27 protein-coding genes are annotated in these 26,226 nt (G+C 64.4%); 15 read left to right on the forward strand and 12 right to left on the reverse strand.

What is annotated here, in order from left to right; genetic code table 11:
- Positions 1–4: 4 nt before the first annotated feature.
- The 5 genes from ABID26_RS28805 to ABID26_RS28825 all read right to left on the reverse strand — a co-directional run bounded on the left by ABID26_RS28805 (position 5) and on the right by ABID26_RS28825 (position 5,168).
- Entirely contained in the window at positions 5–898 is an 894-nt protein-coding gene (locus ABID26_RS28805) for a carbohydrate ABC transporter permease (protein WP_292303856.1), read from the reverse strand.
- Position 899: 1 nt separating this feature from the next.
- Positions 900–1,751, reverse strand: a complete 852-nt coding sequence (locus tag ABID26_RS28810) for a carbohydrate ABC transporter permease (protein WP_435528621.1) — start codon at positions 1,749–1,751, stop codon at positions 900–902.
- 168 nt (positions 1,752–1,919) lie between these two features.
- Positions 1,920–3,245: an ABC transporter substrate-binding protein gene (locus tag ABID26_RS28815; RefSeq protein WP_126100801.1), complete on the reverse strand. Its 1,326-nt coding sequence runs from the start codon at positions 3,243–3,245 to the stop codon at positions 1,920–1,922.
- Positions 3,246–3,280: 35 nt separating this feature from the next.
- Positions 3,281–4,357, reverse strand: a complete 1,077-nt coding sequence (locus ABID26_RS28820; protein ID WP_126100800.1) for an ABC transporter ATP-binding protein — start codon at positions 4,355–4,357, stop codon at positions 3,281–3,283.
- A 208-nt stretch (positions 4,358–4,565) separates the two neighbouring features.
- Positions 4,566–5,168 (reverse strand): DUF922 domain-containing Zn-dependent protease, encoded by a 603-nt coding sequence (locus ABID26_RS28825; protein WP_292303858.1) that lies wholly within the window; start codon positions 5,166–5,168, stop codon positions 4,566–4,568.
- Between the two features lie 166 nt (positions 5,169–5,334).
- On the opposite strand from ABID26_RS28825, the gene ABID26_RS28830 reads away from it, so the two are divergent.
- The 3 genes from ABID26_RS28830 to ABID26_RS28840 all read left to right on the forward strand — a co-directional run bounded on the left by ABID26_RS28830 (position 5,335) and on the right by ABID26_RS28840 (position 7,882).
- A complete protein-coding gene (locus tag ABID26_RS28830; protein ID WP_126100798.1) occupies positions 5,335–5,562 on the forward strand; it encodes a hypothetical protein in 228 nt (75 codons plus the stop codon).
- A 125-nt stretch (positions 5,563–5,687) separates the two neighbouring features.
- Positions 5,688–6,782 carry a flavin-containing monooxygenase gene (locus ABID26_RS28835; protein WP_292303859.1) on the forward strand — a complete coding sequence of 365 codons (1,095 nt, stop codon included), beginning with the start codon at positions 5,688–5,690 and terminating at the stop codon, positions 6,780–6,782.
- A gap of 470 nt (positions 6,783–7,252) precedes the next feature.
- Positions 7,253–7,882 (forward strand): glutathione S-transferase family protein, encoded by a 630-nt coding sequence (locus ABID26_RS28840; RefSeq protein ID WP_292304826.1) that lies wholly within the window; start codon positions 7,253–7,255, stop codon positions 7,880–7,882.
- 25 nt (positions 7,883–7,907) lie between these two features.
- On the opposite strand, the gene ABID26_RS28845 is transcribed toward ABID26_RS28840, so the two are convergent.
- A complete protein-coding gene (locus ABID26_RS28845; RefSeq protein ID WP_292304827.1) occupies positions 7,908–8,444 on the reverse strand; it encodes an Hsp20/alpha crystallin family protein in 537 nt (178 codons plus the stop codon).
- 434 nt (positions 8,445–8,878) lie between these two features.
- On the opposite strand from ABID26_RS28845, the gene ABID26_RS28850 reads away from it, so the two are divergent.
- Entirely contained in the window at positions 8,879–9,109 is a 231-nt protein-coding gene (locus ABID26_RS28850) for a hypothetical protein (protein ID WP_292304828.1), read from the forward strand.
- 113 nt (positions 9,110–9,222) lie between these two features.
- Here ABID26_RS28850 and ABID26_RS28855 read toward each other — a convergent pair whose 3' ends face one another.
- Positions 9,223–10,230, reverse strand: coding sequence for an aldo/keto reductase (locus ABID26_RS28855; RefSeq protein WP_292304829.1), 1,008 nt, complete (start codon positions 10,228–10,230; stop codon positions 9,223–9,225).
- Between the two features lie 73 nt (positions 10,231–10,303).
- A complete protein-coding gene (locus tag ABID26_RS28860) occupies positions 10,304–10,801 on the reverse strand; it encodes a GNAT family N-acetyltransferase (RefSeq protein ID WP_292304830.1) in 498 nt (165 codons plus the stop codon).
- Between the two features lie 318 nt (positions 10,802–11,119).
- Here ABID26_RS28860 and groL point away from each other — a divergent pair, with 318 nt between their 5' ends.
- The 3 genes from groL (at position 11,120) to ligD (ending at position 15,891) form a co-directional block, all read left to right on the forward strand.
- Positions 11,120–12,748, forward strand: coding sequence for a chaperonin GroEL (groL, locus tag ABID26_RS28865; protein WP_292304831.1), 1,629 nt, complete (start codon positions 11,120–11,122; stop codon positions 12,746–12,748).
- A gap of 132 nt (positions 12,749–12,880) precedes the next feature.
- Positions 12,881–13,105: a hypothetical protein gene (locus ABID26_RS28870; RefSeq protein ID WP_126100791.1), complete on the forward strand. Its 225-nt coding sequence runs from the start codon at positions 12,881–12,883 to the stop codon at positions 13,103–13,105.
- 272 nt (positions 13,106–13,377) lie between these two features.
- On the forward strand, positions 13,378–15,891 hold the full coding sequence (ligD, locus tag ABID26_RS28875; protein ID WP_292304984.1) for a DNA ligase D: 2,514 nt from the start codon (positions 13,378–13,380) through the stop codon (positions 15,889–15,891).
- A gap of 81 nt (positions 15,892–15,972) precedes the next feature.
- Here the strand turns inward: ligD and ABID26_RS28880 are convergent, their stop codons facing one another.
- The gene (locus ABID26_RS28880) at positions 15,973–16,260 is read right to left on the reverse strand and encodes a GIY-YIG nuclease family protein (protein ID WP_126097029.1); all 288 of its coding nucleotides are present in this window, start codon (positions 16,258–16,260) and stop codon (positions 15,973–15,975) included.
- 394 nt (positions 16,261–16,654) lie between these two features.
- Here ABID26_RS28880 and ku point away from each other — a divergent pair, with 394 nt between their 5' ends.
- The 5 genes from ku to ABID26_RS28905 all read left to right on the forward strand — a co-directional run bounded on the left by ku (position 16,655) and on the right by ABID26_RS28905 (position 21,913).
- Positions 16,655–17,581 (forward strand): non-homologous end joining protein Ku, encoded by a 927-nt coding sequence (gene ku / locus ABID26_RS28885; protein ID WP_354417230.1) that lies wholly within the window; start codon positions 16,655–16,657, stop codon positions 17,579–17,581.
- On the forward strand, positions 17,578–18,705 hold the full coding sequence (locus ABID26_RS28890; protein WP_292368747.1) for a tetratricopeptide repeat protein: 1,128 nt from the start codon (positions 17,578–17,580) through the stop codon (positions 18,703–18,705). Before ku ends, ABID26_RS28890 begins: the two co-directional genes overlap by 4 nt.
- A gap of 69 nt (positions 18,706–18,774) precedes the next feature.
- Entirely contained in the window at positions 18,775–19,425 is a 651-nt protein-coding gene (locus tag ABID26_RS28895; RefSeq protein WP_126100789.1) for an alpha/beta hydrolase family protein, read from the forward strand.
- Between the two features lie 172 nt (positions 19,426–19,597).
- Positions 19,598–20,371, forward strand: a complete 774-nt coding sequence (locus ABID26_RS28900) for an exodeoxyribonuclease III (protein WP_126100788.1) — start codon at positions 19,598–19,600, stop codon at positions 20,369–20,371.
- A gap of 351 nt (positions 20,372–20,722) precedes the next feature.
- Positions 20,723–21,913, forward strand: a complete 1,191-nt coding sequence (locus tag ABID26_RS28905; RefSeq protein WP_126100787.1) for a hypothetical protein — start codon at positions 20,723–20,725, stop codon at positions 21,911–21,913.
- A 260-nt stretch (positions 21,914–22,173) separates the two neighbouring features.
- Here the strand turns inward: ABID26_RS28905 and ABID26_RS28910 are convergent, their stop codons facing one another.
- The 3 genes from ABID26_RS28910 to ABID26_RS28920 form a co-directional block, all read right to left on the reverse strand.
- A complete protein-coding gene (locus tag ABID26_RS28910; protein ID WP_126100786.1) occupies positions 22,174–22,266 on the reverse strand; it encodes a lasso RiPP family leader peptide-containing protein in 93 nt (30 codons plus the stop codon).
- Positions 22,267–22,398: 132 nt separating this feature from the next.
- The gene (locus ABID26_RS28915) at positions 22,399–22,506 is read right to left on the reverse strand and encodes a putative RiPP precursor (RefSeq protein ID WP_126100785.1); all 108 of its coding nucleotides are present in this window, start codon (positions 22,504–22,506) and stop codon (positions 22,399–22,401) included.
- 62 nt (positions 22,507–22,568) lie between these two features.
- Positions 22,569–22,670, reverse strand: a complete 102-nt coding sequence (locus ABID26_RS28920) for a putative RiPP precursor (RefSeq protein WP_126100784.1) — start codon at positions 22,668–22,670, stop codon at positions 22,569–22,571.
- 312 nt (positions 22,671–22,982) lie between these two features.
- Between ABID26_RS28920 and ABID26_RS28925 the strand changes: the two genes are divergently transcribed.
- The 3 genes from ABID26_RS28925 (at position 22,983) to ABID26_RS28935 (ending at position 26,173) form a co-directional block, all read left to right on the forward strand.
- Positions 22,983–23,105, forward strand: a complete 123-nt coding sequence (locus ABID26_RS28925) for a hypothetical protein (RefSeq protein ID WP_292304730.1) — start codon at positions 22,983–22,985, stop codon at positions 23,103–23,105.
- A 143-nt stretch (positions 23,106–23,248) separates the two neighbouring features.
- Positions 23,249–23,929, forward strand: a complete 681-nt coding sequence (locus ABID26_RS28930; RefSeq protein WP_292304729.1) for a hypothetical protein — start codon at positions 23,249–23,251, stop codon at positions 23,927–23,929.
- 231 nt (positions 23,930–24,160) lie between these two features.
- Positions 24,161–26,173, forward strand: coding sequence for an amidase (locus ABID26_RS28935; RefSeq protein ID WP_292304999.1), 2,013 nt, complete (start codon positions 24,161–24,163; stop codon positions 26,171–26,173).
- The last annotated feature ends 53 nt before the right edge of the window (positions 26,174–26,226 follow it).

Consider the following 26,226-nt stretch of genomic DNA (forward strand, 5'->3'; position numbering starts at 1 on the left):
GCTCTCATTCCTTCACCGCGCCCGTCATCGAGGACACGTAGTGCTCGACGAAGAAGGAATACAGCACGACGACCGGCAGCGAGCCGATCAGCGCGCCGGCCATCAGCGCTCCCCATTCATAGACGTCGGAGCGGACGAGTTCGGTGAGCACGCCGACCGGCACCGTCTTCTTCTCTGACGACTGGATGAAGGTGAGCGCGTAGATGAACTCGTTCCAGGACAGCGTGAAGGCGAAGATGCCGGCCGAGATCAGGCCGGGCACCGACAGCGGCAGCACGATCTTGGTGAGGATCTGCCAGCGGCTCGCGCCGTCGATGAGCGCGCATTCCTCCAGTTCGAACGGGATCGAACGGAAATAGCCCATCAACAGCCACGTGCAGAACGGGATGAGAAAGGTCGGGTAGGTGAGGATCAGCGCAAACGGCGTGTCGTAAAGGCCGAGGTTGAACACCATCACCGACAGCGGGATGAACAGGATCGAAGGCGGCACGAGATAGGCGAGGAAGACGGCGAGGCCGACCTGGCGCGCGCCCGAGAACCGCAGCCTTTCGATCGCGTAGGCCGCAAGCACCGCGGCCGCCAGCGACAGGAAAGTGGCGGCGGTCGAGATGATCACCGTGTTGAGCAGCCAGCCGGGATAGGACGTCTCGAAGAGCAGGTAGCGAATATGCTCCCACGTCGGATGCACGACCCAGAACGGATTGTAGTTCACATAGTCGGTCATCTCGACATTGGGTTTAACCGCCGTGATCGTCATCCAGTAGAACGGAAACAGCAGCACGATCAGAAACACCAGCAGCGGCAGATAGACCGTCACCACCTTCCGCGGCAGGCTCTGCAGATAGCCCATGCCGCCTTCGTCGGTTTCCATGCGTTCGGCTTCCTTGATCGCGGCCATGTTAGTCTCCGCCGCCTTGCTGCCACCTGCGCCGTTGCAGGCCGAAATAGCTGAACAGGATCGCCGCCAGCAGGAAGGGGATCATGGCGACGGCGATCGCCGCGCCTTCTCCGAGCTGGCCGCCGGCAATGCCGCGCTGGAACGACAATGTCGCCATCAGATGGGTGGCGTTCACCGGTCCGCCGCGGGTCAGCACGTAGATCAGCTGGAAGTCGGTGAAGGTGAACAACACCGAAAACGTCATGGTGATGGCGATGATCGGCGTCAAAAGCGGCAGCGTCACATGGCGGAACAACTGCCAGCGACTGGCCCCGTCGAGCGTAGCAGCTTCATAGAGCGACTGCGGGATGGTCTGCAGGCCGGCGAGCAGCGTGATGGCGACGAACGGAATGCCGCGCCAGACATTGGCCGCGATGACGGAAGCGCGCGCATTGGTCGGGTCACCGAGGAAATTGATGCGATGGTCGATCAGTCCCATCTGCTGCAGCGCCCAGGACAGGATCGAGAATTGCGAATCGTAGATCCACCAGAAGGCGATGGCCGACAGCACCGTCGGCACCACCCAGGGCAGCAGCACCACCGCGCGGAAGAACGACTTGAAGGGCAGCTTCTCGTTCAGGATGAGAGCCAGCCACAGGCCGAGCACGAACTTCAGGATCGAAGCGCTGACCGTGTAGAGCAGCGTGTTGAAGACCGAGAGCCAGAATACGCCGTCGCTCCAGAGATATTCGTAATTCTCGATGCCGATATAGATGCCGGGCCGGCCGATGCGGGTGTCGGTGAAGCCGAGCCAGACGCCGAGCCCCAGCGGATAGGTGAGAAAAACCAGGAGCAGCGCCGCCGCCGGCAGCATGAAGCCGAGACCAAGCGTGTTCCGGCTCTCGGCGAGGCGCGACAGGAGCGACGGACGCCGCTGAACGGCAACGGACGGCACGGCCATGGCGCGGGCTCCTTTGGAGGTCTGGTGGAACGGTGGGTGACCGCGCTGTCGCGGCCACCCGTCTTAAGCTGTCCGACGCGATCAGACGCGGTAGTAGCGGTTGGCTCGCTTTTCGGCCTCTTCCATCGCCTCCTGCGGCGTCGCTTGGCCGGTCACTGCCTTGGCGAACATATCCACCAGAACATAGTCGGCCATGGTCGCGGCCGATGCATAGCCGAGCGGCCCGGCATAGCCGTTGGGGCGCAGCGTCGCCGAGGCCTTCGCGTAAGCGGCATTGTTCGGGTCGGCCTTCCAGACCGGATTGTTGTCGAAGGCCTTCAGCGTCTGGCAGCAATAGCCGGCCGACGACGTGACCCAGTCCGTCATCTGCGGGTCCTCGAACATGAATTGCAGGTAGGCTTTGGCGGCGTTGGGGTAGGGCGTGTAGTTGAAGATGACGGCGGTGGTCACCTGGTACAGCTCGACGGACTTCCCGACCGGACCGATCGGCATGTTGGTCGTGCGCATGTCCTTGGCGATCTCGGTCAGTTTCGGATCCTTGTCCTTGTTGACCTTGGCTGTGTTGTAGACGGAAATGCCGTTGGCGATCACGCTCACTTCGCCGGCCAGGAAGGCACGGTTGTTGTTGACGTCGAGCCAGCTTTCGGTGCCGGGAATGAAGGTCTTGTAGAGCTCTTGGGCATACTCGATCGCCTTGAGCGTCTCGGGGCTGTTGATCGTCACCTTGCCTTTCTCGTCGACCATCTGGCCGCCATGGCTCCACAGCAGCCAATGCGCGTAATTGTTGCCGTCGCCGACGCCGTGGCCATGGGTAAAGCCGGCCGGATGGCCCTTCGCCTTGAGTGCCTTGCAGAGCTCGAGGAAGCCGGCGGTGTCCTTCGGGAATTCGGCGAAGCCAGCCTCCTTCATCCAGCTTTCGCGATAGACGATGGCGTTGCCGATGGTGGCGAGCGGCAGGCCGAGGAACTTGCCCTCGCGCGTCGCATACTGCTTCGGGCCGTCGTGCCAGCCGCCATATTTCTTGCCGAGATAGTCGCCGAGTTCCGTCACGTCGAGCAGCTTGTCGGGATATTGGTGCGGGTCGTCGAACCAGACGAACATCAGGTCGGGGCCGGAGCCGACATTGGCGGCGACCGCGGCCTTCGGACGGATGTCTTCCCAGCTCTCCTTGTCGACGCGGACCTCCACGCCCGTCGCTTCGGTGAACCGCTTCGTATTTTTGAGCCACTGGTCCTCGTCGCCCTGCACGAAAGGCGACCAGCGCAGCAGCCGGAGCTTGGCGCCTTCCTCCGGCTTGTAGGTCAGGCCCTCTTGCGCGAAGGCGCTCGAGCCGACGAAACGGCTGCCCAAGGCTCCTGCGGCCGCGCCGGCGGTCGTGCGGATCACGTCGCGTCTGGTGAATTTCATGCTCGTCTCCTCCTGTTGCTTCCTCGTTGCATGGTCTATCGCGCCGCTTCGATCCGCTGGCCTGTTTCGCCGCGGAACAGATGGATGGGACCAGGCTCGACCGACAGCCGAATGGTTTCTCCCGGCGCGAAGGAATGGCGCTCGCGGAAATTAGCGACGATATCCTCGCCGCCGGCCGTCCGGCCGATAATCTGCACCTCTGAACCGGTCGGCTCGATCACCGCCACCGTGACTGGAATGCCGTCGTCGGCCAGCCGCAGATGCTCGGGCCGCACGCCGAGCACGATGGCTTCGCCGTTGCCGATCGAAGGTGGTTTCGGCAAAGGCACGGAGACGCCTCCCGCGCCCCGGAAGGACGGCGCGCCATCGTTTGCGAATGTGCCCTTGAGCAGATTCATGGCGGGCGAGCCGATGAAGCTCGCGACGAAAAGGTTGTTCGGCCGGTCGTAGAGCTCGAGCGGCGGTCCGATCTGCTCGACGACGCCGTCATGCATGACCACGATCTTGTCGGCCATGGTCATGGCCTCGATCTGGTCGTGCGTGACATAGACCGTCGTGGTCTTCAGCCGCTGGTGCAGTTCCTTGATCTCGGCCCGCATCTGAACCCTGAGCTTGGCGTCGAGGTTACTGAGCGGCTCGTCGAACAGGAACACCTGCGGATTGCGCACGATCGCCCGGCCCATGGCGACGCGCTGGCGCTGGCCGCCCGAAAGCTGGCGCGGATAGCGCGACAAAAGCGGCACCAGCCCGAGGATCTCGGCCGCCCGCTTCACGCCGGCATCGCTCTCCGCCTTGGCCACTCCCTTGAGCATGAGCGAAAACGCCATGTTCTCGGCAACCGTCATGTGCGGGTAGAGCGCGTAGTTCTGGAAGACCATGGCCACGTCGCGCTCCTTTGGCGCAACGTCGTTAACGATCCGGCTGCCGATCGAGATATGGCCGCGCGAGATTTTTTCCAGGCCGGCGATCATCCTGAGAAGGGTCGATTTCCCGCAGCCCGAGGGCCCGACCAGCGTGACGAACTCGCCGTCTTCTATGTCGACGCTGACGCCATGCAGAATCTGGGTGGCTCCGAACGATTTGTAAACATCGCCAATCGCGACAGACGCCATCGAATTCCTCCCGATGGTCCCTGCGAGGTCTCGCGGGGAGCCGTTTCCAATCAAGGTGTGGCTGAAACGGATGCCGGCAAGCATCCACCACTGGCGTCGGCGACGTTTGCCCCAGCTCCCCCCGGGTCACGCGACAGTGAAACGGTAGCGCTACCAAATCCGCCTGTAAAGCGGCGGCGCGCGCCCTTATACTTTCGTCGTTGAGGGCTCACTTGCCAATCAGGAACGCCGCGATCAGCCTCTGCAGGTTCCCGCCCGCGCCGAACTCGACCTTGTCGAAGTCGCGGCTGGCTAGGCGCTGGGCCTTGGAAAGCTGATCGAGATATTGCGTCAGCTCGGCCCTGATCTTGGTGCAGCCGGGGTCATCGGCGACAGTGAGGCCGACGCTGAAGGCGACGATCTTGTCCACCATGTCGACGATGCCGGCGCCATGCACCTTCTCATGCGCGGCGAGCCCGGAGGCGAACGCGTCCCAGCGCGCCTGCACGGCGGGCGCAAGTTTTGCGGCGGGTTTTGGCAAAGTGTAGGTGATGATGAGTTTTGGCCGCGCCGTCTTCAGCACGCAAGCGCCGGCCTGCGGTTGATAATCCCGCTGCCAGGTCAGCTTGAAGTTGGTGTGCGCGATGGCCCGCCGCTCATTGCCGGCCGAGTCCTTGCCGATCACCGGACCCTTTTCGCCGATCGAGACATAGAGCGCCTCCACTGTCTGGCCCGAGATGGCATAGTTCGCAATTTTCTCGACCGGCTTCCAGTCGGCGAGAGCGGGCGTGGTGAGGAGCAGGGCGGTGAGGAAGGGAATGGTTCGCTGCATGGGGACTCGGTGGGATTCCGGGCGAGGGCCTTGTGCATAGCGGCTAACAGCGGTGGGAGCAAAGAGGGGGTGCTGTCCCGCCGGCGCCCGACTTTGGTGCCCGCCCGGAACCGCCCGGCCCGCTATCCGTTTCTATGCCATCGTCCCGACCCTGGGGGAGGACAAGATGACCCGCAACGAGATCATTTCCGTGCTTGGTCCTGTTGACGAGGCCGTGATCGCCGACATCGCGCTCACCGGCGCCAGCCTCGAGGAACTGCGCGAGGCCTTCGCCTGGATCGGCGCGGACGAGGCGCTGATGAACGAGGGTCGTGCGATGCCCGGCGCGCGCGTGGCGCGGCTGATCGAGATTTTGGAGCCGCCCGAAGACGAGCCGGAGGCGCCGACGGAGTAGCGCCGCCCCTATCTCCCCACAAGGAGGGCGATAGGCGCCGGCGCCGAAGGATAGGTGTTTCTCCCCACTTGCTGCTCCCATACCTCCCGGCATAGCCTGATATGGCCTTGCGGGAGGAGGGGAGCATGGACACCAATGTCGTCATTGTCGGCGCGGGACCGGCCGGTCTGGCCGTCGGCGCCTGCCTGAAACAGGCTGGGCAGGACTTCGTCATCCTCGAAAAGGCCAGCGAGGTGGCGCCGACATGGCGGCGGCATTATCGCCGGCTGCATCTGCACACGGTGAAGTCGTTTTCCTCGCTGCCTTTCATGCCGTTCCCCAAAAGCCACCCCCGCTATGTGCCGCGCGAGAAGGTCGTCGCCTATCTCGATGCCTATGCCGAGCGGTTCGGCCTCGAGCCCCGTTTCGGCGTGACAGTGAAATCGATCCACCGCGAGGGCGGAAAATTCCTGGTCGACACCGATGCCGGCGAGATCCGCGCCCGCAAGATCGTGATCGCCACCGGCAACAATGCCGAGCCGATCATGCCGGGCCTTCCAGGCATCGAGGCGTTCAAGGGAGAGGTGCTGCACAGCGCCGCTTACACCGAAGCGGCACCCTATGTCGGCAAGAGCGTGCTGGTCGTGGGCATGGGCAACACGGGAGCGGAGATCGCGCTCGATCTTGCCGAGAGCGGCGCCCATCCGACGATCTCGGTGCGCAAGGGCGTCCACATCGTGCCGCGCCAGCTCTTCGGCGTGCCGATCCAGATGGTGGGCATAGCCAGCCGGCCGATGCCGCAGGCGCTGAATGACTGGATGTTTCCAAAAATCCTGGATCTCGCGCTGGGCAGGCTGGAGAAATACGGCATCGTGCGGCCGAAGACCGGCATCCTCAAGCAGATCGACGCCGGGCGCATTCCGGTGATCGATGTCGGCACCGTGGCGGCGATCAAAGCGGGCAAGATCGGCATCGCGCCTGACATCGTGAGCTTCACGGAAGACGGCGCGAAATTCGCCGGCGGGCGGGAGAAAAACTTCGACGCGGTGCTTTTCGCCACCGGTTATCGGCCAGGCTATGACGGCTTTGTGCCTGCGGAGCTGCGGCCGGGCAAGAGCGGGGTGAATGCCCGCGCCACGGAGTTGGGCGTCTATCTCGTCGGCTTCTACAATCCGGTCACCGGCCTGCTGCGCGAGATCGGCATCGAGGCGCAGGCGGTCGCGAAGGATATTGCGGGGTGAGGCGTGGCGGAACTGCGATCTCCCCCTTGAGCAGGGCTGTCCGGGGAAAATCTTTGCACAACGCAGACGAGTCTTTGCTCGCGCTTTCGCAACCTTCGATGGGCGCGACGTCCATTGTTTTTGCCGGCCAGCCGCAGCAGGTGCGGAAGAAAGAGCACCGATTGGGGTCCAAAGCTCGAAAAATGCAATCGATGCGAGTCCTCCATGGCCCTGTTCGCAACCGAAAAACTTTCCCCGGACAGCCCTGCCCTTGAGGGGGGAGATGGCCGGCAGGCCAGAGGGGGTCGCTTCGCGTGAAGCGCCAACGCGCTCCGCGACGAGACGACGCTGGCGATTTACGTGAGACGACCCCCTCTGTCGCCTTCGGCGACATCTCCCCCCTCGAGGGGGAGATTAATGGCGCATAAATCGGGTGGCGCCTGTGCAACGCCCATGCGAAGCAAGCCACCTGCACGATAGAGGGACCCGCCATGCTCACGCTCTACGATTACCTGCCATCGCAAAACGCCTGGAAGGTGCGCGTCCTGTTCGGCTTGCTCGGCATCGCTTACGAAACCCACCAGGTGTCGATCTTCGAGGGCGAGAGCCACACCGAGGCTTTCCTGAAGCTCAATCCGGCCGGCGCCGTTCCGGCGCTTGGCCTGGAAAATGGCGAGGCGATCGCCGAGTCCAATGCGATCCTCGTCTACCTCGCCGAGGGCTCGCCTTATCTGCCGGCGGATCGTTACCTCCGCGCCAAGGTCATGCAGTGGCTGTTCTTCGAGCAGTATCATGTCGAGCCGGTCATCGGCTCGCTGCGCTTCTGGACGCTGACCGGGCGGCTGCAGCGCAACAAGGCGCTTGCTTCCGGCAAGCGCGAGGCGGGCACCCGTGCGCTCGGCGCCCTCGAGCGCGGCTTAAAAGACACGCCCTTCCTCGTCGGCGACTCGTTCACCATCGCCGACATCGCCGTCTATGCTTATAGCCACCGCGCCGAGGATTGTGGCTTCTCGCTCGCCGACTATCCGGCGGTCAGCGCCTGGATCGATCGGGTGAGCGAGGCGATCGGCCCCGGCTATCCCGTGCACCCCTACAGCATCGACCCGCATTCGGGCGGCTGAGCCGTGCAACCGGGATCCGGCACGGTCAATGCTTGCTCTTGCCGGAACTCGGGGCGGCGCCGCTGACCGGGATGCGCTTGGCTTTCGCTTGGGCCCGCTGGGTCTTCGGCAGGATCACCGTGAGCACGCCGTTGTGGAAGGCCGCGTTGACCCTGTCTTCCTCGACCTCCGTGCCGACCGGAATGCGCCGCTCGAAGCGCCCGTAGAAGCGCTCCGAGAATTGCCTGTCCTTGTCCTCGCTTTCCGATCGCTTCTCGCCGCGCAGCGTCAGCACGCCCTCGTCGAGCATCACTTCGATGTCCTTCTCCTCCATGCCGGGAACTTCCGCCATGACGCGGATTTCGCTGCCGGTGTCGGAGATTTCGAGGCTCGGCCATCCGGGACGCCCGCCAAAGGCGCCGCCGATCGAGGGCAGCCCGGCGCCGAAGCCGCGGAACGCATCGTCGAGCAGGCGATTCATCTCGCGGTGCAGCGCCATGAACGGATCGCGATCGGCGTCGCGATAGAAGCCCGGAACCTGATTGCCTTCCCTGTTCCAGGGAATGAGATCACGAATTGCCATTTCAATGTCCTCCTTCTGGCACGCGCGATGCGGGTGCGACAGTGCCGGGCAACCTTGGCTGTGCGCTTCGCCGGACCGGTCGTTCAGCGCGCCGGCGGCGGCCGGGATGCAGCCTTGCATGTCCTGCGCTCGCACGGGATCGGCAAGTGTCGATCTGGAGGCCGGTCGGCCGAAGTCAAGACTCGCCTAGCGGGCGCGCAGGCGTTTTTTCTTCGGTGCTTTCGGGACGGCCGCCGCTTTGGAAGCCGCCCGCTCCCCCGGCATGCCGGTTTCACCGCCGCCGGATGCCTGGAACGGAAGCGCGGGGAGGGCGTTTTCGTCGGAGCAATCGCAGGAAAGTGCGCTGCGGTCTTCCGTGGAATTGGGGTCAATGACTGGAGCACCGGCACCGCTCCGGCCTGCTTTCCAGCAACATGAAGCAAGGAGACCGGGAAATGGTTCGCGCTCTCGCTTTCGCAATCCTCCTCACCGCCGGCTTCATCGGCCCGCCCGCCATGGCGGCGGAGGAATACTGGGTCGCCAGGGATGCCGTCTCGAAGCAATGCGAGATCGTGCCGAAGAAGCCGGACGGGACGCTCGTCGTCGATCTCGGCAAGAAGAAATACGCTAGCGAGGGGGAGGCGAGGAAGGCGATGGAGGCGTTGCCGGATTGCAACAAGAAGTGAGGTGCTGGCTGATCGGCGGGTGAGGGCGCTAGCGTTTAGACTGTGAGGTCGAGTTCCTTCGCGCCCCCCTCTGTCCCGCCAGCGTTTCAGTATTGTCCCGACCGCGGCAGCCCCTACCGATCCACCATCGACATGGTCCGCTCGTTATATCTCGGCCCCGACACCTTGTCCGGCGTCAGCGCCATGTCGAGTCCCAGCATCTCGGTGGCGTCGAGCTTGATATCCGCCGCCGCGACATTTTCCTCGAGATAAGTCCGCCGCTTGGTGCCGGGGATCGGCACGACGTCGATGCCGAACTCGGAGCCCTTGGCGATGAGCCAGGCGATCGCCACCTGGCCGGGTTTCACGCCCTTGGCGGCGGCGATGTCACGCACCGTGGCGGCCGCGGCGACATTGGCATCGAAATTCTCGCCCTGGTAGCGCGGGTCGCCGCGCCTGAAATCGCCTTCCGGATACTCTTCGGCGCGTTTGACGTCGCCGGCTAGGAAACCGCGGCCGAGTGGCGCGAACGGGACCAGGCCGATGCCGAGGTCCTTGAGCGCAGGGATGATCTCGGCTTCGAGGTTGCGTTCCCACAGCGAATATTCGCTTTGCAGCGCCGAGACCGGATACACGGCGTGCGCGCGGCGGATATTGGCGATGCCCGCCTCCGACAGGCCGAAGAAGCGCACCTTGCCTTCCTCCACCAGCTCGCCAACCGTACCCGCGACATCCTCCATCGGCACTTCGGGGTCGACGCGGTGCTGGTAGAGCAGATCGATACGGTCGGTGGCGAGCCGCGCGAGCGAGGCGTCAACCACCTCGCGGATATGCTCCGGCCGGCTGTCGCGCCCCGTGCCGTCCTGCTTGCCGTCGACGATGCGGAAGCCGAATTTTGTCGCGATCGTCACCTCATCGCGCTGGCCCTTCAGCGCGCGGCCGAGCAGTTCCTCGTTGAGGAAGGGCCCGTAGACTTCGGCCGTGTCGAGGAAGGTGCAGCCGAGCTCGATCGCCCGGTGCAAGGTGGCGATCGATTCCGCCTCGTCGGCCGGCCCGTAGGACTGGCTCATGCCCATGCAGCCGAGGCCGATGGCCGAGACGACGAGCCCCTGGTTGCCGAGTTTCCGCTTGCCCAGGCTCATCTGTCTGTCTCCGGTGAGAAATTAGCGCTTGCGAAATTATAGGGCCGGGGCGGAACACGTCCAGCGCCGCGCTTCAGGCCATCGGCAGCAGCCGGCGCATGATCAGCGAGGCGTGGCCGCCGACGCCATGCGCGGCCGGCCGGCGCTCGACCACCTCGAAGCCGTGCTTGCGGTAGAAGGCAACCGCCCGGTCGTTGCCCTCGATCACCTCCAGCGCGATGCTGGGAATGCCGGCATGGGCGGCAAGCACTGCATGCAAAAGGTCGACGGCAAGGCCCCTGCCGAATTCCTGCGGCTCGATATGCAGCCGGTCGAGCATGACATCACCCTTCTCGTCCATCGCCGCCATCGCATAGCCGGCGATCGAGCCGTCGGTCCGCTCGGCGACGAACGACATCTTGTTGTCGTCGGCAAGTTCGGCCGCGAGCTTGTCGGGCGCGTGCTTCTCGTCGGAGAGCCTGGCCGTGGCGTCTTCGCCCATGATCGGCGAATAGGTACGCCGCCAGGACTGGCCGAGCAGCCGCGAGACGGCGGCCATGTCGTTCTTCGTCATCGCCCTGATCTGAACCATCGCTATCTCCCTTGCTCGCCAGCGGCGGCACAGCCTGTTGTGCCGCTTGCGCGAAGGTCTGGCAAGGCCGGCGGCCGGGTCTCCTTGAACGGGCTGACGAGGCGAAGTGTTCCGATGCTGCGGCGCACAAGTTGCGGCAGCAGTGAGGGAGACATAGTCTCCGATTCGCTATCCCGAATAACCTCATGATTACAGCGCGTTGAAATCAAGACGGGTGCCAAAAAATTCCGGACCGGCGCACTTGAAACCCCTTTGCGCCAGACTAGTTGCGATAGGCACGCGAGGTCCGGCTGCAGATCCTCGCGGAGGGAGGGATTCATGGCTGCCAAGGAAGTGAAATTCCACACCGAAGCTCGCGACAAGATGCTGCGTGGCGTCGATATACTGGCCGACGCGGTTAAGGTGACGCTCGGCCCCAAGGGTCGCAACGTCGTCATCGAGAAGTCGTTTGGCGCGCCGCGCATTACCAAGGACGGCGTGACCGTGGCGAAGGAAATCGAACTGGTCGACAAATTCGAGAATATGGGCGCGCAGATGGTGCGCGAAGTGGCCTCGAAGACCAGCGACATTGCCGGTGACGGCACCACCACCGCCACGGTGCTCGCCCAGACGATCGTCAGGGAAGGGGCGAAGGCCGTTGCCGCCGGCATGAACCCGATGGATTTGAAGCGCGGCATCGACAGGGCCGTGGAAGTGATCGTCGCCGAGCTCAAGGCCAATGCCCGCAAGGTGACCCGCAACGACGAGATCGCCCAGGTCGGCACCATCTCGGCCAATGGCGACGCCGAGATCGGCCGCTTCCTGGCCGAAGCGATGCAGAGGGTTGGCAATGAAGGCGTAATCACTGTCGAGGAGGCCAAGACCGCCGAGACCGAGCTCGAGGTGGTCGAGGGCATGCAGTTCGACCGCGGCTATCTCAGCCCTTACTTCATTACCAACCAGGACAAGATGCGCGCCGATCTCGATGAGCCCTATCTGCTGATCCATGAGAAGAAGCTGTCCAACCTGCAGGCGCTGCTGCCGATCCTGGAGGCGGTGGTGCAGTCGGCGAAGCCGCTTCTGATCATCGCCGAGGACGTCGAAGGCGAAGCGCTGGCGACGCTGGTCGTCAACAAGCTGCGTGGCGGCCTTAGGGTCGCCGCCGTCAAGGCGCCGGGCTTCGGCGATCGCCGCAAGTCGATGCTGGAGGACATCGCCATCCTCACCGGCGGCCAGGTCATCTCCGAGGATCTCGGCATCAAGCTGGAGAATGTCACGCTGGACATGCTCGGCCGCGCCCGGCGGATCACTGTCGAGAAGGAGAGCACTACCATCGTCGACGGCGCCGGGGCCAAGCCCGAGATCGAGGGCCGCGTCGCCCAGATCAGGCAGCAAATCGACGAAACCACTTCCGACTACGATCGCGAGAAACTGCAGGAAAGGCTGGCCAAGCTCGCGGGCGGCGTCGCTGTCATCCGCGTCGGCGGCTCGACCGAGGTCGAGGTCCGGGAGCGCAAGGATCGTGTCGACGATGCGCTGCACGCCACCCGCGCCGCGGTAGAGGAGGGCATCCTGCCCGGCGGCGGCGTGGCGCTGCTGAGAGCCGCAAAGGCGCTCGACGCGGCAGCCGTCGACAACCCTGACCAGAAAACCGGCGTCGAGATCGTGCGCCGTGCGCTGGAAACGCCGGTACGCCAGATCGCCGAGAACGCGGGCGCCGAAGGCTCGATCATCGTCGGCAGGCTGCGCGAGAACGGGCAATTCTCTTTCGGCTGGAACGCACAGACCGGCGGCTATGGCGACCTCTACAGCCAAGGTGTGATCGACCCGGCCAAGGTGGTGCGCACCGCCCTGCAGGACGCCGCCTCCATCGCCGGGCTGTTGGTCACCACCGAGGCGATGGTGGCGGAAAAGCCGAGGAAGGAGGCCGGTCCCGCAACGCCTCCGGGGGCGGGAATGGACTATTAGAGCAGCGGTGACAGCTAATCTCCCCCTTGTGGGGGAGATCAGCGCTCCAGCTGCGCCAAATTGACTCACTCGCCGCTCTCCGCCATCCTAATAAGCGCCGCCCTTGAGCGGCAGCCTGTACAGAGTGAGGCCATGGCCAGTCCCGTCGCCAGAGAAAATTCCCGCCGCGCCGCGGTGAAGAAGGCGCTCGACCGCCACAAGATCTATGTCTCCGCGCAGAGCTTTTCCGGCGGCACCTATCAGGCGCGCGTGCTGGTTGACGGCGAGGCCTATTGGGTCGACGAGTTCCGGCTGAGCCAGCTGAGGCAAGGGTTGACGCCGGCCGAGCTGGAATTGACGCCGGCTACCGACGATTGAGCGTGATTTTCGTTCTTCCGCATCGCTGCTCCTTAGGAAAATCCGAAATGCTGGCGGGACAGTCCCCCCCTCTGTCCTGCCGGACATCTCCCCCTCAAGGGGGGAGATCAGATGCTGCCGCTGCTTTCGCCAACCTCGGACGTTTTAAGGGGAGTGTCGGCGTTCGAACTGCCAATCTCCCCCCTAGAGGGGGAGATGTCCGGCAGGACAGAGGGGGGCGCGAAGGAACGCAGCCTCTGCGATTGTCTGCTTTGCGCTTTGGCATCTAACCCATGCCCTCGAAACTCAAACCCTACCGCGCCAAGCGCGAATTCAGCCGCACGCCCGAGCCAGCGGGCGGATCGGCAGGTGAGGGCGGCAACCGCTTCGTCGTGCACAAGCATCACGCCACTGCCGACCACTACGACTTGCGCCTCGAAGTCGGCGGCGTGCTGAAAAGCTGGGCTGTCCCCCGCGGCCCCTCGCTCAACCCCGCCGACAAGCGCCTCGCCGTCGAGACCGAGGACCACCCCATCGAATACATCGACTTCGAGGGCGTCATTCCCGAGGGCGAGTATGGCGGCGGGCCGATGATCGTCTGGGACACCGGCACGTGGGCGCCGATGGAGGATGTCGAAAAGAGTCTCAGGACGGGCGCCTTCAAGTTCCGGCTGGCCGGCCAGAAGCTTAACGGCGGCTGGATGCTGACCAGGCTGAAGCCGAAACCCGGCGAGGACGAGAACAAGAAGAACTGGCTGCTCTTCAAGGAGCGCGACCTCGCTTCCGACACCAAGCTCGACATCCTCGAAGCGCGGCCGGAAAGCGTGAAGTCGGGCCGCCGCATCGAGGAACTGGTAGCGCCGCCGAGCAGGCCGGAGCGCCTGCCGCCCAAGCCAGGCTCTTTGAAGCCCGGCGCGCTGCCGGGCGCGGTGAAGGGCGAGCCGCCAAGCCGGATAGAGCCGCAGCTTGCAACGCAGGTGACGGAGCCGCCCGGTGGGCCGATCGAGAACACCGGCACGCTCTGGCTGCACGAGATAAAATTCGACGGCTATCGCACCATGGCGCATGTGGTGGACGGTGAGGTGCGGCTGATCACCCGCGGCGGCATCGACTGGACCAAGCGCTATGGCGATCTTCCGCAAGCTTTCGCGCGCTTGCCGGTCAGCCAGGCGATCATCGACGGCGAGATCATGGTGCTCGACGACAAGGGCATCTCCCGCTTCGCGCTGCTGCAGGACGCGCTCGCCGAAGGCGCCGGCTCGAAGCTGCATTTCTATGCCTTCGATCTTCTGCACCTCGACGGCTGGGACCTGCGCAAGGCGCCGCTGCAAAAGCGTAAGGCGCTGCTTGCCGAGCTGCTCGCCGGTCAGGCGGCCAATGCCGCCATCCAGTACAGCGACCATGTCGAGGGCGATGGGCGCGGCCTCTACGACCAGGCGACGGAACTGGGGCTCGAAGGCGTCGTCTCGAAGCGCGCCGACGCCATCTACCAGAGCGGCCCCACCAAGAGCTGGACCAAGGCAAAGGCGCTCAAGACGGACGATTTCGTCATCGCCGGCTACACCGTTTCCGACAGGGCGGAAGGGCTGGCGGCGCTCGGCATGGCCGAGTTCGAGAACGGCGAACTGCACTATCGCGGCAAGGTCGGCACCGGCTTCGATGCCGGGATGGCGGCGGACCTGCTCGCGAGGCTGGAGCGGATGACGGCGGGCGCCACGCCGCCCGAAGGCGTGCCGCGCGAGATCATGCGTGAGATGCACTGGGTGAAGCCTCTGCTCTCGGCCCGCATCCATTACTCGAACCGCACCGCCGACAATGCGATCCGCCATGGCGTCTTCCGCGGCCTGCGCGATGTTGGCGGACTCACCACGCCGGTGCCGGTCAAGCGCAAGCGGCTGATCGCCGAATCCGACCTCGCCACCATCTGGGTCACCAATCCGGAGCGGCGCCTGTTCGGCAAGACCGGGCCGACCAAGCTCGACATCGCCGTCTATTACGCGCTGGTCGGCGATTTCATGCTGCCGCATATCATCGGCCGCCCGGTGTCGCTGGTGCGCTGCCCGACGGGCAAGCCGCAGGACTGTTTCTTCCAGCGCCACGCCTTCACAGGCATGCCGCCTTCGGTCGTCACGTTCGAGGCCACCAACTCCGAAGGCGAAACCAAATCCTACCTCTCGGTCGAGGGAGCAAAAGGCTATCTGGCGCTGGCGCAATTCGGCGTCGTGGAATTCCACACCTGGGGCACGCATCGCACGAAACTCGACAAGCCGGACCAGGTGGTCTTCGACCTCGACCCCGGCGAGGGGATTTCGTGGCGCGAGGTGGTGGAGGCGGCCGTCCACATCAAGGGCGGGCTCGAAGGCCTCGGGCTGGTGCCGTTCGCGAAAACCTCCGGCGGCAAGGGCATCCACATCACGGTTCCGGTGACGCGCAAGCAGAACTGGAAGAAACTGCACCAGGCGAGCAGCGCCATTTCGACTTTCCTCGCTTCGACCGCGCCCGACACCTTCACCACGACGATGGGCAAGGAGAACCGCAAGAAGCGCATCTTCATCGACTTCCACCGCAACGCCCGCGGCCACACCTCCGCCGCGCCTTATTCGCTGCGCGCCCGCACCAACCTGCCGGCCTCGACCCCGGTGAGCTGGACGGATCTGGAGACGATCGACGCGCCGGAGGATCTGAACTACGCCTCGCTGCCGGGATTGCTGGAGACGTCGGGGGATCCCTGGGCGGAGATCGACGAGGCGGCGAGGGATTTGCCGGTGTTTGAGGGGAGCGGTAGCCCCTCGGCGTCGTCATTCTAGGGCGGAGCAAGGAGCGAAGCGACGCGCGCAGACCCTAGAATCCATGCCGTCACGCCCGAGCGCCGCAACGGTGCAGAACGTTCACCAGCCAATCCCGCGAAAGAGCTCGAACCATTCCGGATTGGTCTTCTCGATCAATTCAATCTTCCATTGGCGTGGCCAGCGCTTCAATGACGTCTCACGCTGGATGGCGTCGGTGATGTCGAAATACTCCTCGTACCAGACCAAGCGCTGTACGCCGTAGCGGCTGGTGAAGCTGGAGCCTTGGCCGGTCTTGTGCTCGGGCATTCGACGGGCAAGGTCGCTGGTGACGCCGATGTATATCGTGCCGCCTTTCTGGCTTGCGGTCATGTAGACGTAGCCTGTCATGCTGCGATCTTAGCTGGCACTGTCGCCAGCCGCTATTCTGAACCGTTGCATTCTTCGGCCGAGGTAACGGCATGGATTCTAAGGTCTGCGCGCGTCGCTTCGCTCCTTGCTCCGCCCTAGAATGACGAAGTGTCGAGGCCTCCTGCCAATCGCCGGCGTCTCGACCCACCTCCATCGACGCTCGCTACAATTTGAACTATCCTCCGGTCTGCCCCGAAAACACTTCGCTAGGGTTTTGCTCGTAAGCTCAGGGGTCGGTGTAGGATTTCCACGGCGCCAACCGTCCTTCGGACGAAGCGCTGCAGAGAGCATGATCCCACAAAGTGGGAACCGGTTTTTGGAGGAGATCATGCTCAAGCTAGAATGTCAGTGCATGGCCGCGTAGGAGTTCATCATGGCGCCCAGGGCAAGTTGGAAAGGTTACCTCAAGCTCAGCCTCGTCAGCTGTCCGGTCCGGCTTTATCCGGCCACCAGCGCGAGCGAACGCATCTCGTTCAACCAGTTGCACAAGAAGACCCACAACCGCATCAACATGAAGCCGGTCGACCCTGAGCTCGGCCTTGTCGAGCGCTCGGACCTGGTCAAAGGCTACGAATACGAGGACAAGCAGTACATCATCATCGATGACAGCGACCTCGAAGCGGTCCGGATCGAATCCAACCACACGATGAACATCGAGGCTTTCGTTGATGAGAGCGAGGTCGATGTCATCTATCAGGACTCGCCCTATTATCTCGCGCCCGACGGGGCCATGGCGGAGGAGACCTTCGTGGTGCTGCGCGAGGCGATGCGCAAGTCCGGCAAGCTGGCGATCGCGCGCCTTGTGCTCTCCAGCCGCGAGCGCGTGGTGACGATCGGCGCGCGCGAGAACGGCATGTTCGTCTGTACCTTGAGGAATCCCAACGAAGTGCGCGGCACGGCTGAATATTTCGGCAACATCCCGGCCGGCAAGCCGGACCCTGAAATGCTCGACCTCGCCCAGGCGCTGATCAAGCAGAAGGAAACCCACTTCGATCCGAAGAATTACGAGGATCGCTACGAAGTGGCGCTGATGGCGATGATCCGCGAGAAGCTCAAGGGCCACAAGCCGATCATTGCGGCGGCACCGGAGCGCGGCAACGTCATCAACCTGATGGATGCGCTGAAGGCCAGCCTGTCGCAGCAGGCGAAGCCCCCGGCCAAGTCGAAGAGCAAGGCCGACGAGGCGCCGGCCAAGCCCGCCAAGAAGGCGGCCGCCGGCGGCGGCGCGCCTGAGAACCCGCTGAAGGCGAACCTGCTGAAGGCCGTCGGCAAGAGCAAGAAGCGACCGGAGGGCCGGTGATCCTCCCCGGCGCTGTCTTCGGCGTCGTCGGCGCGCTGGCCGCCTTCCCATTGCGACTCGCCGCGCGCGAGGTCGAGCGCCGCCATGCGGAGCTGAGGCGCGGCGTCACGCGCCGCACCACGCATGTCGTGTTCGGCCGAACGCTTCTTACCAAGACGGCGCTGGCGAAAGCCGGCGACGTCGAGATCGAGCGCCGTGTGAAAGCTGAGCGCGACGCCGGTCGCCGCCTCATCAGCGAGAATGGTTTTCTCCGCCTGCTCGGTTTGATGAAGGCGCCCGACGCCTCGTCGCTCTCCAGGCAATCGCTGATCGACCAGTCGCGGCTTGCCGGCGACGATCTCGACATGTTGTCGCTGTTCGACGCTTTCGAGCACGACTCCGAACCCTATTCTTTTCGCGACCTGATCCTGGCCAGGAAATATGCCGGGCTGATCGCCAGCGGCGCCTCCTGGGGCGCAATCGCGCGCTCGGTGCATCGCTCCGGCCCGGTCGCCTCGCTCACAGCCAAGTCGCTCAACCTCGGCTCGCAGCACGGCCGGCCGGACGCGATCTATCTCGACGAGGGAAGGAGCGAGCTCGACGGCCAATTGCTGTTCGACCTCGGCTCGCCAAATTCAGGAATGTTTGGAGACGACACGCTGGAGGAGCTGTTCGCCGAGGCGGAAGGCGCGGAAGAAGAGGGGCGCCACGACGACGCGGCCGCGCTCTACCAGCGCTGCCTGGCGATCGACCCGAAAGACGCGATCGCCGCCTTCAACCGCGCCAACTGCCTGCGCGGCGCCGGCCGCGTGGCGGAAGCCGCGCATGATTATGCCCGTGCGATAAAGCTCGATCCGGGCTTCGTCGAAGCCTGGTTCAACCTCGCCGGGCTGATGAGCGACGAGGGCAAGGTTGCTTCGGCGCGCAGGCATCTGCAGAAGGCGACGGCGCTGGACAAGACCTATGCCGACCCGGTGTTCAACCTTGCGCGGCTGGAATTCGATGCGGGCAACCTGATGGAAGCGCGCCGGCTGTGGGTGCGCTATCTGGAGCTCGATGCTGAGTCCGAATGGTCGCGGATTGCACAGAAGGGGGTACAATTCGTGGATCTGCACATGGCAAGAGAGCGAGATGTTCGCGCTTGAACATCCCCCTCTGTCCGGGAGGACAGAGGGGGGTGTGACGGGACTCGGCCTCTGCAAGAAGGCCACCCCATGACCCGCTTCCTCTTCGACGGCCCCGACACCGCCCCCGTCACCATCCTTCTCGCCCACGGCGCGGGCGCGCCGATGGACTCGGCCTCGATGGCCGCCACGGCAAAAGCACTCGCCGCGGCCGGCTTCCGCGTCGCGCGCTTCGAGTTCCACTACATGGCCGCGCGCCGCTACGGCCACCGCAAGCCGCCGCCTCGTGCCGAGTCGGTGAACCCGGAATACATCAAGGCGATCGCCGATCTCCGGGCCAAGGGCGTGACCGGCAAGCTGATCATCGGCGGCAAGTCGATGGGCGGGCGCGTCGCCTCCATGGTCGCCGACGAGATGTTTGCGAAAGGCGAGATCGCCGGGCTGGTCTGCCTCGGCTATCCGTTCCATCCGCCGGCCAAGCCCGAGCAGCTCCGGACAAAACATCTCGCCGACTTGAAGACGCCGACGCTGATCTTCCAGGGCACGCGCGACGAGTTCGGCACCAAGGACGAGGTCGCGACCTACGGGCTTTCCGCGGCAATAGAGGTGGTCTGGCTGGAGGACGGCGACCACGATCTGAAACCGCGCAAGGCGATTTCGGGGTTTTCGACGGCGGATCATTTGAAGATGGTGGCGGAGACGATAAAGGCCAGGCTGGCGCCATCGACTTCGTCATCCTAGGGCGGAGCAAGGAGCGAAGCGACGCGCGCAGACCCTAGGATCCATTCCGTGAGATTAAGGCGTTGCAACGGAGCAGAATTCTGCCCCGCCGTGTACCACGACAAGCGTCACGGCATGGATCCTCGGGTCAAGCCGAGGATGACGAAGAGAAAGGCGTCTCCCCGCACTCCAGATGAAACTAGCCACCTTCAACATCAACAACATCAACAGCCGGCTGGAAAACCTGCTCGCCTGGCTTGCGCGCGCCAAGCCCGACGTCGTCTGCCTGCAGGAACTGAAGGCGCGCGACACGCAGTTTCCGCTGACCCGGCTCGCCAAGGCCGGGTACGGCGCGGTGTGGAAGGGCGAGGCGACCTGGAACGGCGTCGCAATCCTCGCGCGCGGCGCCGAGCCGGTGCTGACCCGCGACGCGCTGCCCGGTGACGATGCCGACCGCCAGGCGCGCTACATCGAGGCAGCGGTCGATGGCATCGTCATTGCCTGTCTCTATGCGCCGAACGGCAATCCGCAGCCGGGGCCGAAATTTGCCTACAAGCTCGCCTGGCACGAGCGCTTCGCGGCGCATGCGGGCGAGTTGCTTGACACCGGGCTGCCGGTGGTGCTGGCCGGCGACTACAACATCGTGCCCGAGCCGCGCGACATCTACCCCACCCGCTCCTATGACGAAAACGCTCTGGTGCAGCCTGAAAGCCGCGCCGCCTTCGCCGCGCTGATCGAGCAGGGCTGGACCGACGCGCTGCGAAAAGTCTTCCCGAAAGAGGAGAAGCTTTACACCTTCTGGGATTATCGCCGGAACCGCTGGCCGCGCGACGCGGGGTTACGACTCGACCACATCCTGTTGTCGAAGAAACTGGCGCGCAAGCTGAACGGAGCGGGCATCGACCGCGAGGTGCGGGGAGGGGACAATCCCAGCGACCACGCGCCGGTGTGGGTGGAGCTGGGGTGAGGGGCCTCTGGAAAACTCCAGGCTTTGTGTTCCTTCGCCCCCCTCTGTCCTGCCGGACATCTCCCCCTCGAGGGGGGAGATCGGATGTCACGCCGGCTTTCGCCAATCGCCAGCGTTGCAGAAAGGGCGCCGTCGCCGAAGCTGCCAATCTCCCCCCCAAAGTGGGGGAGGTGTCCGGCAGGACAGAGGGGGCGCTGTCCGCCGGCGTCTCCACGTTTGATGTCAGCATCTCGCAAGTAATGGCTGTGCAGCAACGACGTCTCACGCTAGCTTTTGCAGGACTTGGAGGGGGCTCGGACTTTATGCTTTTCATCTTGGATATTTTTCTCAAGCCATCGCTCGCCCATCATCATGGCTGACAACGCCCTCGTTCTCTTCATTTCCGCCCTCGTTCTCGCCGGCGCCGTCGCCCTCATCGTTCTGGCATTGCGCTGGCGGCGCAAGCGCCGCAGGGCGCGCGGCAACCCCGACCCAAGCCGCGACTATGCGCCTCACAGTGCCTGGGGCCCGACATCCGGCAAGCTGAATTTCTCGTCCTTCGTCTTCATGGATGTCGATCGCGACGGGACCTATGGCCAGGCTGACCGCCCGATGGCCGGCATCGCGGTGCGGCTGTTCGACGGAGAGGGCCGCTTCCTAGCCCTGTCGCGGACCAATCCTGCCGGCTTTGCCAATTTTCCGATGTCGTCGAAGCGGCGCAGCGCGGCGATCCGCGCGCCCGGCACCTACCGCTTTTCTGTCTCGGTGCCGCCGGGCTGGCGCGCCAGCGGCGCCAACGAGAACCAGCTTGTGCGTCTGGCGGACGCGCCCGGCTCGCTCGTCGGGCTGGCCGGGGAGGGCCTGCCAAGGCCGGTCGGCCTCGCGCCGTTGCGCACGGTGAACGGCAGGATGCCCGTTGGGGCGGTAGCTACGCTGTCGGTGATGGGCAGGGGCAAGGTGCTCGAAAGCCACGCGCTCGGTCCGGCAGCCGCTTTCCGCTTCCCTGTTTCCGGCGAGGCCGATCAAGTTGCGATAGCCGGCGGCGGGCTCGACCGGCGCCTCGCGCTGTCGGCCTATCCGGCCGAACTTGGCCTGCTTGCGCCCGGCGCGCTCGGGGCCGATGCGGCGCTCATCACCATCGGCTTCGACGATGTCACCACGCGCGGCCTGTGCAAGATCCCGTCGGGCCATGCCGGGCTCGACTGGTACAATCTCAACGCCATGGCGCGCGATCACACCAAGAACAGCGAGGGCTATGTCAACGGCAACGTCTCGGGCGCCTACATTGCCTATACCAGCAGCGGCCATCCGGCGGAGTTCGCTCGCGCCGCGCCCTTCGGCTTCGATTCGGTGATGCTGACTGCGGCCTGGCTGGGTTCAGAAGGTGAGACCGCACTGGTCGAAAGCTGGCTGGGGGACGAACCGGTCGCGCGCGATGAGATCACGCTGTCGGCGCTGGCGCCGGTTCACTACGCGCCGATGTTGAAGGCGGTGACGCGTGTGCGCCTGTCGACGAAGCATCACTGGCAGATGGTGCTGGACGATCTGGTGCTGGCGCTCTGATGCGTGTGGGCCACGCGCGGCCTTGCCTGAATGCAACGCGCTTTCGTGCTAAGGCGTGTTGAGATTCAGGTGATGCCGACCTGCAAATGCCGGTTTCCTGCGCTTCCGGCCTTCGCCGGCCGAAGCGCTCATGAGTGGCGTGGCAGTTAAATTAAGGCTACGGCCGGCGTAGGCCGGTGCTCACGTACTTCAAGTACGCTCCGCGCCGGTTCTCCGAAACCACCATTTTCGGCTCGGCCTGACCTGAATCTCAACACGCCCTAGAGCGTAACGAGGGAGCCGCCGCCATTGGCCGTGACCGCCGAAAGCCTGCCCTTCTTTACCAGCGCGGGCTTCTCATAGATTTTCTTCATGGCGCGTCTCCCGGATTCCCCGAATCGAGACAAGCCAACAAGCAGCCTAGACAATATAGGCCGTGTCGCTTGTCATCAAAACTATGGACCAGCCTTGGCGGCACTGCCACCAGACGGTTCTAACTGTTCCGATCAGCCCGGCGGCGGGAGGATGATAACGGAGCCGCCGTTAACGACCGCCGTTACCGCCGAGAGCTTGTCCTTCTTGACCAAGGCCGGCTTTTCATAGGCTTTCTTCATGATTGAGATTCCCCCGATAGAATCCTCTATGAACAACGTTTTCAAAATCTCCGCGGTTCGGCTCAGCCCGGAATCACGGGGCCAGAGGCGGCGCCGTTGTCTGCCGTGACAGCCGAAAGCTTGCCTTTGCGGACAAAAGTAGGCTTCTCGTAAATCTTCTTCATGCTATAGCCCTCCTGAAAAATCCCGCCGGATAATGTCATATGGGCGTTTGCTGTCAACTAACGCGGGTGGTCGAGCGTTTTATTCTTGGGGAGTGTGGCTTTCTGCTCACGGGTCGTCGCTTAATGGAGCGAGAGACGTCTGCGCGTCCGGCTTAGGCGGCGGGATATTTGTCCACTGGCCGAGTAAACCCGAAATCCGGCAGCCGGCTGGAACGAAGAAGACATACGCATTTATCTTTCCTCGTGTGATGTCTTGCACTTAGCCTTGGAAAGAAGCTCGGCTAGGATGGCTGATGCGCCTTCCGCCATTGTGTGGGGAAGGCGCGGGGGGGCGCCGACGGCAAGCTTCTCACCGGCGGCATCGACCGCACCATCCGCGACTGGCCGGCGGCGGGCGGCGATGGGGTGGTGCTGTTCGCGGGGGCGCCGGAGTAGCGTTGGAGATTGGCGAAAGCCCGTGTGACAGCCGATCTCCGCCCTTGTGGGGGAGATGCCCGGCAGGGCAGAGGGGGGCGCGAAGGAATGCGGCCGGACAAGAAGACCTGTACAAGTCTTGTCCGAGCAGCCATCGTCGCCCTGTGCGCAACACTGCCGAATCCACCTATTTTGTCCTGCAGGAGATCGATGCGGTCACCGGGTCGGCGATTGCCGAGGCTCGAATTCACATCGCTGACCTGGAAAAGCTTGGCGCGGTTCTGGGTTGCAGCACCACACAGCTATCAGGCTCATGGGAATTGGATCCCGGAGACCTCGAAAGGCTAGGCGCGATATGCATTCCACCTTGCGAGCCGGACCTAAAGCTCAATCACATCGAGTCCTGGCATCCGATCCGCGAGACACCGTATCTCGTTCACACGAATTTCGAGTTGCCGCTGATGCTGGAAGGCCGCAAACCGCTGGCAGTCTTTCATGACGCTTATCCGGCGGCATGGCTGACGGAAACGCTGGCTCGCTTCGATCCGTTTGTGCACTCGGGCCGGTTGGTGCGCCGTATCATCGATACCCCATTCACCGAAGCCGAGCGCGCCCGTTTCCCCGACTTCCAAGGATGGCGACGCGCCTTCTTCTCACTCCCCGGGCAGGAGTGGCGGATAGACGCGTTTCTGCTCGTGTTAAAAGTCTCCGCCAAAACCGGCTGGAACGAAGTTCTCGAACGGATGGAGGGCTCGCTTCTCGGCTATGAAGATTGGCAGAACGACTGGTGGATCGAGCGCAAGGCGCGGCGGCTGGAGGCTGCGGGCGCTCATCAGGGAAAATGAGTCTGTTGGATCACCTGATACGCCGGCGGGACAGCGCCTCCCTCTGGCCTGCCGGCCATCTCCCCCACAAGGGGGGAGATTGGCAGCTTCTGCGCCCCGCTCGCCCTGCAACGCCGGCGATTGGCGAAAGCCTGCGCGCCAGCCAATCTCCCCCCTTGCGGGGGAGATGCCCGGCAGGGCAGAGGGGGGTGTGACGGAACGCAACCTTTGCAAAGGAATTCGCTCGCCATCATGCTCCACCTCGTCGAAGCCTCGATCGCAGACCTGCGCCGCGCGCTGGAGGACGGCACCGTCACCAGCGTCGAGCTGGTCGGCGCTTACTTGAGGCGCATCGGCCACTACGACCGCCACGGCATCGCGCTCAACGCGGTGCCCATCCTCAACCCGAAAATGTTCGAGGAGGCCGAAGCTTCCGATCGGCGCCGGCGCGAGGGCAAAACCTTCGGCCCGCTCGACGGCATCCCTTATACCGCCAAGGACAGCTACAAGGCGAAGGGCCTGACGGTGGCCGCCGGTTCGCCGGCCTTCGAGCATCTCGTCGCCACCGAGGACGCCTTCACCATCGAACGGCTCAAAGCCGCCGGCGCGGTGCTGATCGGCCTCACCAACATGCCGCCGATGGCCAATGGCGGCATGCAGCGCGGCGTCTATGGCCGGGCCGAGAGCCCCTATAACAGGGATTATCTCACCGCTGCCTTCGCCTCCGGCTCGTCCAACGGCTCGGGCACGGCAACTGCCGCGAGTTTCGCCGCCTTCGGGCTTGGCGAAGAAACCTGGTCGTCGGGCCGCGCGCCGGCCTCCAATAATGCGCTCGTCGCCTACACGCCCTCGCGCGGCGTGATCTCGGTGCGCGGCAACTGGCCGTTGGTGCCGACCATGGATGTGGTGGTGCCGCATACGCGCACCGTCCCCGACATGCTGGAACTGCTCGACGTGATCGTCGCCGACGATGAAGAGACGCGCGGCGATTTCTGGCGCGTGCAGCCTTGGGTGTCGATCCCGAAAGCGTCCGAAATCAGGCCGGCAAGCTATACCGAGCTGGCGTTGCAAGGCGCGCTCAAGGGCAGGCGGCTCGGCGTGCCGAAAATGTATATCGGCAAGAATGAAGGCGTCGACCGTCCGATCGAGACGCGCGCCTCGGTGCTCGACCTTTGGCGGCAGGCGGCGCGCGACCTTGAAGCGCTCGGCGCCGAGGTGATCGAGCTCGATTTTCCTGTCGTCTCGAATTACGAGCGCGACCGTCCAGGCGCGCGCTCCATGGTCGATCGCGGCCTGGTGCCGCAAGAGTTTGCCCAACGCGAGCTCTGGGACCTCTCCATCTGGTCGTGGGACGATTTTCTGCGCGCGAACGCCGATCCGGCGCTCCCCGATCTCGCCTCGACCGACGGCCCGAAGATTTTCCCGCGGCCGCCGGGCGCACTGCCCGACCGCTATGGCGAGGACGGCTTCGACCTTGCCGAATATGTCGAGCGGGCCAGGCAAGGCGTGGCGCCGCTCGAGGACATCCCCACCATCGAGGCCGGGCTGAAGGGGCTTGAGGCAACGCGCCGCGTCGATTTCGAGGAGTGGCTTCAGGCGAACGGCCTCGACGCCGTGGTGCTGCCGGCCGCCGCCGATGTCGGCCCGGCCGATGCCGACGTCAACGAGGCCTCCGCCGAACTCGCCTGGCGCAACGGCACCTGGGTCGCCAACGGCAATCTGGTCTGGCGCCATCTCGGCATCCCGACGGTGACGGTGCCGATGGGCACCATGGCCGATATCGGCATGCCGGTGGGCCTGACCTTCGCCGGCAAGGCCTATGATGACACGGCGCTGGTGCGCTTCGCCGGCGACTACGAGCGTGCCACCCAGCGTCGCACCGTCCCGCCGCGCACGCCGGCGCTGGCGGATGATGTGTTTGCGGAGGGCAGGGGCTCGGCGGGTGGTGCTGGCGATGCGCCGCTTGCGCTTTCGCTGGGTGCCGAGACGATCGACGCCGGCGACACCGACGAGATCGCGATCACGCTGCAGATCGATGCGGGCGAGATCGGACCGGTGGTCGTCAAAGTCCACGTCAACGGCGAGCCTGTCATCATGCAGGTGGACGGCAATCGCTACACAGGCCGCCTAGTCGTACCGGCCGCGATGCATCAAGGCTTCCACAGCGTCTGGCGCGGCTCCTATGGCTCGATCGCCACTGCCATCGTGCGCCTGCCGGATGGGCGTGCGGCGGGGGCGTATACCGTGACGGGCGGGATTGGCTAGCGCGACGCGAATCTCCCCCTCAAGGGGGGAGATTATGCGCGCTCCTGCGCCGC

Origin of the sequence: Mesorhizobium shonense, from assembly GCF_040545255.1 — a bacterium.
GTDB lineage: Bacteria > Pseudomonadota > Alphaproteobacteria > Rhizobiales > Rhizobiaceae > Mesorhizobium > Mesorhizobium shonense.